This is a genomic window from Dapis hubbardiae BLCC-M172 (assembly GCF_050016015.1).
In the GTDB taxonomy this organism is placed as follows: domain Bacteria; phylum Cyanobacteriota; class Cyanobacteriia; order Cyanobacteriales; family Microcoleaceae; genus Trichodesmium.
On the sequence record NZ_JBNHEQ010000157.1, the window covers coordinates 1 to 12,075 of the forward strand.

The following is a 12,075-nucleotide window of genomic DNA, read 5'->3' on the forward strand; positions in this document are numbered from 1 at the left end:
AATTAGAATGTATTTCTACTTCAGGAAAAGGTACAGAATTTGTAATTTCAATTCCCCTATGACAATAATTAGGGTTTGCTGAAAAAGTCTTTTTTAAGGAGTAGGGGAGTAATTTTTTTGCTCAACTCTTCCCCAAAATCTTAACTTTTTGAGTATAAAGAGCTGACAACTAGGTACTTTTTCCCGACCTAAAAATGCACCTTATTTCTTGTCAATGCTTTAAGATTTAATCACCAAGCCCTAATTATTGCAACCAGAAAAAGGAAGGAAAATTACCAATTTCTTGGAAGTTTAAACTAAAAATTCTCGTTCCCTTCTTTTAACACTGAAAACTCATATTCAAATCCACGCCGATGAGAATCTAATTGTAAAGTGTATACCCCACTCATAGAAATAACACCTGTCCACTCATTTTCATTACCTTCAACATTAGTTTCCCTTGCTATCAGTTGGCCATCAGGATTAATAATTGCTGGAAAGACATCCCCAAAATTTTTGATAGTTAGGATCTGACCTTGAATCATCCTAAGCCGATAGCTATGATTACCAGGCCCAATAATCTCACCTCTAATAATAGTTGTGTCACTTTCTGGGGAAAAAGTAATAATCCGATCTACTGTTGCACAACTACTGCGAGTTTTGTTTTTAGCAACCCAACCCTTAACAGGATTAGTAATTTGTAGCCAACCAGATTGTTCATCTACAACAGAAACAAAGGTATTATTGTTAAGTTGACCAACTATATTACCTTCTTTAACTTCTGGACTGCTACGAACATTTAGAGGTGCTTCAGGATCGTCTACTATAGCCATACCTATTTTGCATTCTGATGCTGGTGATGCGATCGCACTAGATTCTTGACTAACTACATCTGAGAAATTGGGATTTGAAGATAAGGACTTTGGTTGATCAACAACAATTTGGTTTGTCATATTTTTTGATTTCCTGTGTTTGAACTCTATGTTTTAATCATCTCCTTAATTTTGGCGAAGTGCGATAATGTGAATAATTTATCACAACAACCTTGTTATGACGGATGGACGTGCATTTTTTTGCACAATAACTGGCGATCGCTCCTTTAATAAATAATTAATAATTAATAATTAAGGGTGGCTGATTAAATATAAAACCATTGATAGATAAAGGTAAGTGCATTTTTAGAGGTATCTATAGAACCCCTGAAGGGATCTATTTAAAAGTAGAGGGGGTGATGGGGTGATGGGGAGGTGGGGTGATGGGATGTATTAGATATCTCCCACTCATCCAATCATTAAATCAATTATTACCCATTTTTTATCAATTACTTCTCGACTTGAACCTATTTTCTGGAGATACGGTTAGGGCTTCTATAAATAAAAAATTAAGCCTTGATGTAGGGTGGGGAGGGTGAGGCGACAATAATCTCACAAAATCAGTCTGGAGATTTCTCTGACCGCCGTAACCCATCAAGTATAGATATTTGAGGTGTTTCTTTAGATTTATTTTACAGATACCTTCTTAGGTATTGAAAAAGTACCTGGTTTTCATCTGTTGATGCACGGTTCCCGAAAAATCAAAAAGGAGCGCATTTATGGCAATAGTTGGGCAAAAAAATTACTGCCCTACTCCTTAATTTTTCGGTCAAGGTACAGGTTTAGGTTTAGTAATTAGTTATCAAGTTATTGTGGAACGTCATCGGAATTTTAGAATATATTTCTACTCCACAAAAAGGTACAGAATTTATAATCTTAATTCCCCCTACGACAATAATTATTGCACCTAGAAAAAAGCCAGGAAAATTAATAATTTCTTGAAAGTTTAAACTAAAAATTCTCGTTCCCTTCTATTAACACTAAAAATTCATATTCATATCCACGCAGATTAGAATCTAATTGTAAAGTGTATACCCCACTCAGAGAAATAATATCTGTCCATTCATTTTCATTACCTTCAACATTGGGTTCTCTTGTGATAAGTTGGCCATTAGGACTAATAATTGCTGGAAAGACATCCCCTAAATTTTTGATAGTCAGGGTCTGACCCTGAATCATCCTGACCCGGTAGTTATGACTACCAGTACCAATAATCTCGCCTCTAATAATAGCTGTGTCACTTTCTGGGGAAAAAGTAATAGTCTTATCCACTTTTGCACAACTACTACGAGTTCGGTTCTTGGCAACCCAACCTGTAACAGGATTAGTAATTTGTAGCCAACCAGATTGTTCATCTGCCACAGAAACAAAGGTATTATTGTTAAGTTGACCAACTATATTACCTTCTTTAACTTCTGGGCTGCTACGAACATTTAGAGGTGCTTCAGGATCATCTACTATCGCCATATTAATTTTACATCCTGATGTTGGTGGTGTAATAATAACTGGACTAGATTTTTGACTAACTAAATCTGAGGAGTTAGGAGTTAAAGATGAGGACTTTAGTTGACCAGAAACTAGGTTGCTATCCAACGTTTGTGTCTGGAAATAATTACTAGCAAATTGTGAGGAACCAGACTGAATTGTGAAATAAGCCATAGAAGTGGCACTTGCAAATCCAGCTATTCCTGTAATGATTAGTTGTCCCATATTCAATGACATAATTTTTATCTCCTTATTAACTTGATTATATGTTTACTTTTTTGGTCAATTTGAATTTTAATCAGAAGCATAACTGTTAACTATTAAAGCAAATATAATATAAATATTTTAACCATATAATAGTTAACTAAATAATAGTTAACTAAACCATGTAAAAATAGAGTTATACAAAGGTGCAAATAAATCGCGACCAACTATTAAATAGAGTTAAGACAGAAGTTCTGCAAATGCGATTGCAGTCTCTACACCATGCAGTGATAGTTAATCTTGTCCGTCAGCAACCACCCCAACAATTAAAACGTTCTTGGGATATAGAAGTAAAAGTAGGAAAGCGCCCTATTTTTCAACTCCCTCCTAAAGTAAATATTATGCAAGTTTTTGACCGCATGAAAGGCAAATTACTATTATTAGGAAATCCTGGAGGTGGTAAAACTACAACTTTATTGGAATTAGCAAGAAGGCTTGTGATTCGGGCGGAAAAAGACGAAAAAACACCAATCCCAGTATTATTAGATCTTTCAAAATGGCAAAATAACAATCAGGAAATTTCGGATTGGTTAGTCGAGCAACTTAAGTTTAAATACAATATTCCTAAGAAAGTTACTATAAATTGGTTAGAAAATCAGCAACTATTACCTTTAATAGATGGCTTCGATGGAGTATCCCCAGAATTATCTGAACATTGCTTAGACAGGATTAATAAATTTTCAGTAGATTTTCAACCAAAACACTTAGTTGTTTGTAGTAGTTTTGCAGCTTATAAAAATTGTCATAATAAGTTGAGAGTGAATGCTGCTGTCTTATTACAACCTTTAAAAAACAGCCAGATTCAAGATTATTTATTACTGGCTAGAAGTCGAGAACTTTGGAATTATATTCAGGATGAACCAGAGTTATTAAACGTAGCTAAAACACCATTAATGTTAACCATGATGACTTTAGCTTATGAGGAAATTTTAATTGCTGCTTGGAGAAGAATTACTTCTAAAGAGGGAAGAGAAAAATACTTATTAAATGCTTATATTCGTTCTCAATTAGGGGGAGAAACTAACTATAAATGGTATCCTAGAAATCAAGAACCACTACCAGAACAAACAAGACGGTGGTTGGCATGGTTAGCACAGCGAATGGCAGCAGAAAATATTCAGGAATTTAAAATAGAAAAATTACAGTCAAGTTGGCTAGATCCTAATGGCGAGTTACAGACCTATAAGTTAATTATTAATTTGATTAGTGTTTTATTTTGGGGGTTTACTTTTGGATTTATTTTTACCTTAGTTTGGGAATTAAAAGAAGGGTTAATTTGTGGTGCTATTGGTGGGTTAATTGGTGGGAAGTTTGGTTTGCCCGGACTGAAAAGTTTAGTGCTGCGAATTGTTTTATTTAGTAATGGACATATTCCCTGGAATTATCGTCGTTTTCTGAATTATTCTGCTAGTCGATTATTGTTACAAAGAATAGGCGATCGCTATCAATTTATTCATCATTTATTGTATAGACATTTTACTGAGATGTAGTAGGAATTCCAGCTTTTTTAAATGCTTGTTCGGGAGTTAATTCTAATCCTTCAAATAGAGAATCTATCATTGGGGTATCTCCCATAAAAGTTTGTGGCGGTGCATCTGGATAAAAAACTTTCATTAATTGATAATTACAAGAAGGTTAAAACCGTTACGGAATTGAATATCGGGAAATATCATTTCTTCTCTTGGTCGATTGGATATGGCGTTAACGGAGTGGCTCTGCACTCTTCGGGAGACCCGCTCCTACGGACCCGCTTCGCTAACGCCATCCCATCCTGACGGAATGCTTCGCAAACGACCGCTTTTTTCCCCTATCCAAGGGGAGGCTTTAAACCAGAATTAATTATTAATTAATAATTAATAATTGGGTAATACTCCTAGCTTAACTATCAACAACCCACACTCTTAATACACCCGCATCTAAATAATCTCTAGCTTGAGCTATGAGTTGACCAAATGTTTGAGCAGGAGAAATAATTTCTATTACTAAATCGGGCAAAATAGGACAAAACTCATCTGCTATCCATTCTGGAGATAAGTGTTCATAAGAAACATATAAAATCTCTGGTATAGAAGCCCTAAGCGTATCTCCAGAAAATAGGTCTAAGTCGAGAAGTAATTGATAATTTATGGGTAATAATTGATTGGATTTGGGATGAAAGGAGAGGTCTAATACACCCCACACTCCCCACACTCCCCACACTCCCCACACTCCCCACACTCCCCACCCCCCATTTTAAGTACACAAATAGATACCAAATGGGTTCTATTCAAATAGTTTTTGAAGTATGGAATTAAGTTTTCATTTAACTGATAACTGAAATGACCCCTGGTAGGATGCCCACCCCACTTATATTCATCCCGCCCCTCAGCAATGCCATCTTCTCTAGTATTAGCCCAAGTAATTGTTTAGTTTTATTAAGATTTTATGAGGACATAGCTTCCTATCTCTGGAAATATACTTATAAGTCAAATTTATTAATTGAACGTATCTCCGTTGTTATAAGGTTTTTAGATCTTGAGGACTTCACAAAATTTAACATTATTTTGTAAGTAAATTTGTAGCCATTGACAATCTAAATATTATTTTTCACATAACTTGATCAATATTCTACCAAATATTTTTCCAAAAAACGACTTTTTTGTAGTCTTTAAAATCCAATTAGTATTATTTAATTAATTCCAAAATCGGTTACCAAAACCAATTTTATAATATGTACTAAATATATTTATATCAAGCATTTATGGTATAAAAACAAGAGGTGTATGAGAACCGGATTTAGTATAATTTGTGTATTTTTTTTGTTGCTTTATCTGGATTTTATAAATATTTGAATAACTAATAAATTGACACTATTTAACCATGTAAAGAATCAATAAAAGTAGTGATTTACTATTGCTTGATAGTTTTTTTTTGCAATAGTATTGTTTGTAAGGAAACTGAGTAAATGCCTCAACGGAGTGTGAGTAGATTAAGAAGTTTTCTCAAATGGATATATCAACTTTAATAAGAAGAAGAAACATGAGAAAAATATCTTGGCTTTTGGCTATCGTATTTTCTGTGATGATGATGCTGGTTGCCGTGCCCAGTCAAGCAATGGCAGCCGAGGTACAGCTTGCGCAAGCTCAACCTAGTAAAGCAGAAGTGCTAGCTCAACTAGATCAACAAATGCAGGTAGCACAGGCTCAACCGAGCAAGGCAGAGGTTGCAAAAGAGGCAGCAAAATCAGAAGAAGTTGGGACAGAGGTAGATGTTGGTTATATAACTCTTTGCACCTATTGCGAGACCTGTGGCGGTGGCTGGCCAAATTTTGGTGGGATCAATCGCAACCTGGAAGCAACCATCTCCAAAGCCTATGAGTTAGGCACTAATTGTTCAGGAACCTATATGTGGAGGGATGATCAATACCCTTATCTCTGCTGCAGGAGATTCTTTTAGAGGCTAATTAAGCCAGATCCTAGCCAAGGGCTTTTGGAAAATTTCTCTTCCAGAAGCCCTCTCTAATTCCAAAGAACCACTCTTTTTAGAATAAGGAGGTAGACCTTAGTGCGTGTACGATGGATAGAGATAATGTTAGTGTTGTGCCTGACAGTGCTGAGTTGGTCAGCACCAGCACAAGCAGCCACAAACCTTAAGGGCGCAGATAGCCCCAATCAAGTTACTACAGAATTAGAAGCCGAAGTTTTGCAGGTTATCCGCAACCACCCCGAGGTAGTTTGGGAATCTCTTCAGGTCTACCAGCAGCAACAGTGGGAGCAACAGAAACAAGCTCAGGAGTTACTCTCCCAAGAACTCAAAGCCAGTCCCGACAGAATCATTGGTGAATCACCTGCTACTGACTCAGTGGATGGCAAAATTGTGCTGCTAGAGTTCTCAGACTTTCAATGTCCCTTCTGTTCCCAGGCTCACAAGACATTGAAGCAATTTATGGCAACTCATCAAGATCGAGTCGCTTTAGTGTACAAGAATTTACCCTTGTCAATTCATCCTGAAGCCATGCCTGCTGCCAAAGCCGCTTGGGCTGCTAATCAGCAAGGAAAGTTTTGGCAGTACCACGATACCCTGTTTAACCAGCAAGATAAGTTGGGTGAGCAATTATATCTGGATATCGCGAGAAATCTCAATCTCGATCTGGAGAGGTTTAACCGCGATCGCCATAGTCAGGCTGCTGAAACTGCAATTGAGAAAGATATAGAAATGGCTCAGAGAGCAGAGATTGGGGGTACTCCTTTCTTGGCAATCAATGGGAAAGCTTTTGCGGGTGCTGTCCCACTATCTGAATTGGAGAAAGCGTTGTAAATACTCATTCAACTTTGAAATAGAAAGGAAAGAATTATGAAAAGAACGATGTCTTGGTTGTTCGCATTGATGTTTGCTGTGGTGCTACTGCTGAGTGTCCAGCCAAGTCAGGCAATAGCAGCCTCATCCTGCTCCCTTTGTTATGATTGTGGCGGCAAGTGGCCGACCTTCAGTGGGGTAATACCCACACGCGAAGATGCCATGCCCTACGAACGCGGCAGTGCTTGTTCGGGAGACCTGACACCTACCTCAGATACATCCCCTTATCTTTGCTGTCAAGAGCAAGGAGAAACTCCTCCTCCTTCTGAAGCGACACCAAATGATTCGATGTACGACCAGCAGTGGGGCTATGAAAATATTGGTATGCCAGCAGTTTGGGGGACTACCTCAACTCAAACTGTCACGGGAGTGACAGTTGCCGTGATCGATGACGGAGTTTATGCTGGTGGACATCCCGATCTACCGCCCCGTTCCACTAATAATGCACGGTTCCTCAATTCTGGTGCTGACATTGGCACAGGAGTCGATGCTGCGGACAGCCCTCCCAGCCAAGCAGTGCATCACGGGACTCACGTTTCAGGTACTATCCTGGCAACAACCAATAACACCACTGGCGTTGCCGGAACTCCTTGGAACCAGAGTAGCAACAATGGAGTGAACCACATTTCAGTAAGGGTGCTAGGAAGCACTGGTTCTGGAACCTTCAGTGATATTATTGACGGAATTTACTATGCAGCAGGGATAACCAACAGTCATGGTCTCAGTAGTTCTGAACCAGCTGATATTATCAATATGAGTCTAGGGGGAGGGGGAAATTGTTCCCCAACCCTGGAAAATGCGATTAGTCAAGCCGTTGCTGCGGGTTCTGCTGTAATTGTGGCAGGAGGTAATGCGGGTAATAATAATCCCCAACAACCTGCTAGTTGTCCGAGTGTGACTCTGACGGTAGGAGCCACAGATATCAATAACCAGTTAGCGTCTTTTTCTAGCTATGGCTTCAACGATCTTTCTGCACCTGGGGTAAATATTCTCAGTACCTATCGTAACCCTGATTACGATAGCCTAAATGGAACTTCAATGGCTACGCCCCACGTCTCTGGTGCTGCTACAGTGCTTCTACAGAAGAATCCCAGTCTGTCTCCTGCTCAAATCAAAGCACTGCTAGTAAATAATGCCGAATCCTTTGGTGATTCGCGCATGGGAACTGGTATTTTACGAGTCCCCGATGCTTTTGAATCTGCTGCTGCTTCTGAAAAGATATCTGGTGAGATTTTAGCCATGGACAACAATGATCTGGTTGCAAGTCGTGGTGAGATTAGTGTAAATGCTGAATTTGTTCCTGGAGAAATTTTGGTGCAGTACAAGGAACCTCAAAGCGCAGTGGCAGAGACCCAAAAGCTGCTTGGGAAAAAAGCCACGGTTGTGGAAACTTCTAGAAATCCAAATATTCCCATCTTGATCCGCTTGTCTGAACCAGAAGTAGCTGCGATGAGTGAGGTTGAGCTTAAGCAAGCAACTTTGGACGCGATCGCTGAACTGCTGGAATCTCCAGATGTAGTTTATGCTGAACCTAATTACATCTTCCGTGCCTTTTCTGAAAACAAGTGATTTTAAGCCTGTGGAAAGAAAAAGGTTACAGACTGCGGTCAGTGATTCTCAATCAAGCAGGAAGCTAGCTCCAATGCTTTTTGGGTAATTTTGGGTAAGTTTAGTAGAACGGCTTGTCCCTCGGTACATCTGGATGAGAGGATTAAAGGTTTATAAAATCTTCCCTTTTGTCCAGATGAAATTGAAACAATTGCAAGAATAATGTGGTAATCTAGACGGCTTTGTTGCACTATTTAACTAATTTCACACAGTACAAAAAATTTAATTTTTATAGACCACTACCTTGCCTGATTGAAATTGTTTTAAAAAGGCAAGTGTAGAAACATTACTATCTTACAACGGTCAACTTTTTAAACTTTATTATTGGTGATTTATGGCTCACGAACAACGGCAATACGGAGGAATCATCAAAGCAGGTGAGAATCGTTTGGCTATTTTTTATGGATTAGAATATAATCAAGCAGAACTGCTCTATAAAACTGATACAAAGCGTCACATAAAGTGACAACTTGATGTTTACTTCCTGCTTCTACTGAGGCCGTCGGCGGTTACTCATCCACAGGCATTCACGACCGTTCGCGTCAGCGGAGCGTAGCTCTCGCCGACCGCATCCCTCAAATTTATACTGGCGTTTAAATCTCTATCTATTGACAACCCACATTCAGGGCAATCATAGGTTCTCAGGCTTAATGGCATATCCTGAACATGACCACAGTTAGAACAAGTCTTTGATGATGGGAAAAATCTATCAACAACTACTAGCCCAGAGCCGTACCACTGAGTTTTATATTCTAGCTGTCTCCGAAACTCATAAAATCACTATCTGCTATCTGATTTCGCTAGCTTATGATTGCGTAACATTCCGCTGACATTCAAATCTTCAATTGAGACAGTGCCGTGGTTTTTGGCTAAATATGTTGTCAATTTATGAAGTGCATCTTTGCGGATATTAGTCACTCGTCTATGGAGTTTAGCTATCTTCAGTTGTGCTGCCCTCCAGTTAGCTCAACCAATAATTTTATTGCGGTTCAGGTATTGCATTCTAGATAGTTTGGCTTCAGATTTGCAGTATGATTTGACGCGATCAAATACTTTTCCATCACTCAAAGTTGCTAAGGTTTTCACACCTAAATCAACACCTACAACTTCAGTCTTTTTAGGTGTAGGAGTCGGAGTAAATTCATAGCTACAGCTCAGATACCAATCACCTGCTTGTCTACTAATAGTGATTTTTTGAGCTGTTGCCTCAATGGGTTCATAAGTTTTGACCATACCAATAAAAGGTAACTTGTGATTCCACCCATTTAATTCTATGGGCTTTCCACAATTATCTATTGTAAAGGAATCATGTTTACCTTTCTTCTTAAACCGTGGGCGTTTACCCAACCCTTGGAAGAACCTCTTAAATGCTTCACCGAAGTTAATAAAAGCGTATTGATAAACTTTAGATGACAAGTTTTTCATCCAAGGATAAAGTGGTTTTGTGTGATTGGTAAAAACCTCTCTAAGCTTACAGGAGTTTGGCTTATAACCATCTCTGTAAGCAGCATTCCACAGACTTAAACCCCAATTATAACACCAGCGTGAATAGCCTGCGTGTTGAGCCATCAGAGTTTTCTGTTTATTACTAAGTTTCAGCTTTGTTCTAATGGATTTCATTTATGAGTGAGTGCAGCCAATGGTATGCTTTTTGACTTATTATATCGTTATTCTGTGATTAAGTCAATGCTCTATAATTCCTCTAGCTCAAACTCCAATCAATTTACCTCAAAGTTGGATAAGGGGTGAAACTGACTATTTTGGTAATCGAAATGAAACTTCTATTCTCCAAGCTATTCAACAAGGAGTATCTCAATGGATACCCTGGGTAGCACAGTTAGAAACAATAAAGTTGAAAAAAAATATTCAAGTTTATCCCGGTTAAAAACCAGCAAATGAATTAGAAGCTGCTAAAAGAGATCATAATCCTATTCGTTATCAGTATCAGCATCAAACTGGCGAACAGTATATTCACATTCCTGGAGCCAAGTTAACATCAGTTATTTATCATTCTTTCCTAATTATTCATCAATTATTACAAACTTATATAAACAAACATATTTTGACAAAAGAAGACGTCAATCAACATCTCAGAATAGACAATAATAGAACTATAATTATCTCTCCAAAATTAGAATTTTTACTAGGGAAGGGATTGCCAAAATATCCTCCAGAAAAACCAGAAAAAATTATTAGGGAATTAAATATCTACTAAATTTATATAATTTGCTTATATATAGCAATCCTAAATAGGCAGGACTTACCCATAACCATCTTATGTAGTAGGGGTTAACAGCCGTTAACCACTACAAATGGTGTATAACTTCATTTTTTGTGTAAGTCCTGATAGGTTGTAACATTTTATCGTAGGGGTTTAGTCTCCAAATCCCATTTTAGCTTGGGGAAAGGAGACCAAACCCCTACAGTTTTTTTTCCCAAATCATTTAGGGTTACTATATTATGACCTAAAAATTTGGGTCTAATGCCGACTCTTTTAAGAGGATAAAAAAAGAGAATATTTTCTATTTCAATTCCCCTTATTGTAGAGGTACTGGTAACTAATAATTGATAACTAATAACTGAAATGACTATTCAACCTCGAAAAAGATTTGCTCAACATTGGCTCAGGAGTGACAAAGCTCTCAATAAAATTGTCCAAGCTGCTGAATTATCCAACAGCGATCGCGTCTTAGAAATTGGGCCAGGGACAGGTATCCTTACTCATCGTTTATTGTCCCTAGCAGCTTCGGTTGTTGCCGTCGAAATTGATAGAGATTTATGTCAAAAGTTAGTCAAAAAAATTGGCGGAGTAGAAAATTTTCTCTTATTACAAGGAGATATTTTATCCCTAGATTTAGAAACTAATTTGGCACAATTTCCTACTTTCCAAAATCCTAATAAAGTTGTGGCGAATATACCTTATAACATTACAGGCCCAATCCTGGAAAAACTATTAGGCACAATTGCTCAACCTGTAGCTAATACTTATGATTTAATCGTCTTATTATTACAAAAAGAAGTAGCAGATAGAATTTGCGCTCGACCAGATTCAAAAGCTTATAGTTCCCTATCAGTAAAAATTCAATATTTAGCCAAATGTGAATTTATTTGCGATGTACCTGCTAAAGCATTTTATCCGCCACCCAAAGTAGATTCCGCAGTAATACGACTACGGCCTCAACTAATAGAACCCCAGGCCAATAATCCAAAACAAATGGAAACATTAGTTAAATTGGGTTTTGCTAGTAAACGGAAAATGTTGAGAAATAATCTAAAAGCAGTTGTCGAGCGCGATCGCCTTTCCGAGTTATTAGAAAAGTTAAAAGTCAACCCCCAAAGTCGTGCAGAAGATTTAAGTGTCCAGGAGTGGGTGACATTAGCAAATAGTTTAGAGGAGTTTTTACAGTCTCACAGTGAAATCACTGATAATTAGGACTGACGTACCCAAAACCCCTTTTCTAGTTTTGGTGTGCGTAAGGCTTTGTTGCACAAAAGGTGACGTTTAGGCTATAAATAGCATCAGGATAATACC

Annotated in this window: 11 protein-coding genes and 1 pseudogene; 7 read left to right on the forward strand and 5 right to left on the reverse strand. The window is 38.0% G+C overall.

Annotation, left to right across the window (positions count from 1 at the left end; all coding sequences use genetic code 11):
* Positions 1-296: 296 nt before the first annotated feature.
* Positions 297-932: an SH3 domain-containing protein gene (locus ACP6PK_RS13650; protein WP_426560069.1), complete on the reverse strand. Its 636-nt coding sequence runs from the start codon at positions 930-932 to the stop codon at positions 297-299.
* A gap of 870 nt (positions 933-1,802) precedes the next feature.
* On the reverse strand, positions 1,803-2,573 hold the full coding sequence (locus tag ACP6PK_RS13655) for an SH3 domain-containing protein (RefSeq protein ID WP_426560070.1): 771 nt from the start codon (positions 2,571-2,573) through the stop codon (positions 1,803-1,805).
* A 173-nt stretch (positions 2,574-2,746) separates the two neighbouring features.
* Between ACP6PK_RS13655 and ACP6PK_RS13660 the strand changes: the two genes are divergently transcribed.
* Positions 2,747-4,090: an NACHT domain-containing protein gene (locus ACP6PK_RS13660; protein WP_426560071.1), complete on the forward strand. Its 1,344-nt coding sequence runs from the start codon at positions 2,747-2,749 to the stop codon at positions 4,088-4,090.
* Here the strand turns inward: ACP6PK_RS13660 and ACP6PK_RS13665 are convergent.
* Together ACP6PK_RS13665 and ACP6PK_RS13670 are read right to left on the reverse strand one after the other, a co-directional pair.
* Positions 4,077-4,214 (reverse strand): hypothetical protein, encoded by a 138-nt coding sequence (locus ACP6PK_RS13665; protein WP_426560072.1) that lies wholly within the window; start codon positions 4,212-4,214, stop codon positions 4,077-4,079. The genes ACP6PK_RS13660 and ACP6PK_RS13665 overlap by 14 nt on opposite strands.
* A 264-nt stretch (positions 4,215-4,478) precedes the next feature.
* Entirely contained in the window at positions 4,479-4,817 is a 339-nt protein-coding gene (locus ACP6PK_RS13670) for a Uma2 family endonuclease (RefSeq protein ID WP_426560073.1), read from the reverse strand.
* Positions 4,818-5,585: 768 nt separating this feature from the next.
* Between ACP6PK_RS13670 and ACP6PK_RS13675 the strand changes: the two genes are divergently transcribed.
* The 4 genes from ACP6PK_RS13675 to ACP6PK_RS13690 all read left to right on the forward strand — a co-directional run bounded on the left by ACP6PK_RS13675 (position 5,586) and on the right by ACP6PK_RS13690 (position 9,009).
* Positions 5,586-6,035 (forward strand): hypothetical protein, encoded by a 450-nt coding sequence (locus tag ACP6PK_RS13675; RefSeq protein WP_426560074.1) that lies wholly within the window; start codon positions 5,586-5,588, stop codon positions 6,033-6,035.
* Between the two features lie 108 nt (positions 6,036-6,143).
* On the forward strand, positions 6,144-6,896 hold the full coding sequence (locus ACP6PK_RS13680; protein ID WP_426560075.1) for a DsbA family protein: 753 nt from the start codon (positions 6,144-6,146) through the stop codon (positions 6,894-6,896).
* Between the two features lie 36 nt (positions 6,897-6,932).
* Positions 6,933-8,504: a S8 family serine peptidase gene (locus ACP6PK_RS13685; protein ID WP_426560076.1), complete on the forward strand. Its 1,572-nt coding sequence runs from the start codon at positions 6,933-6,935 to the stop codon at positions 8,502-8,504.
* A 373-nt stretch (positions 8,505-8,877) separates the two neighbouring features.
* On the forward strand, positions 8,878-9,009 hold the full coding sequence (locus ACP6PK_RS13690; RefSeq protein WP_426560077.1) for a hypothetical protein: 132 nt from the start codon (positions 8,878-8,880) through the stop codon (positions 9,007-9,009).
* 47 nt (positions 9,010-9,056) lie between these two features.
* Here ACP6PK_RS13690 and ACP6PK_RS13695 read toward each other — a convergent pair.
* A pseudogene (locus tag ACP6PK_RS13695) lies at positions 9,057-10,163 on the reverse strand (RNA-guided endonuclease InsQ/TnpB family protein).
* A gap of 442 nt (positions 10,164-10,605) precedes the next feature.
* Here ACP6PK_RS13695 and ACP6PK_RS13700 point away from each other — a divergent pair.
* Entirely contained in the window at positions 10,606-10,758 is a 153-nt protein-coding gene (locus ACP6PK_RS13700; protein ID WP_426560078.1) for a hypothetical protein, read from the forward strand.
* A gap of 369 nt (positions 10,759-11,127) precedes the next feature.
* Positions 11,128-11,976, forward strand: a complete 849-nt coding sequence (gene rsmA / locus ACP6PK_RS13705; protein ID WP_426560079.1) for a 16S rRNA (adenine(1518)-N(6)/adenine(1519)-N(6))-dimethyltransferase RsmA — start codon at positions 11,128-11,130, stop codon at positions 11,974-11,976.
* The last annotated feature ends 99 nt before the right edge of the window (positions 11,977-12,075 follow it).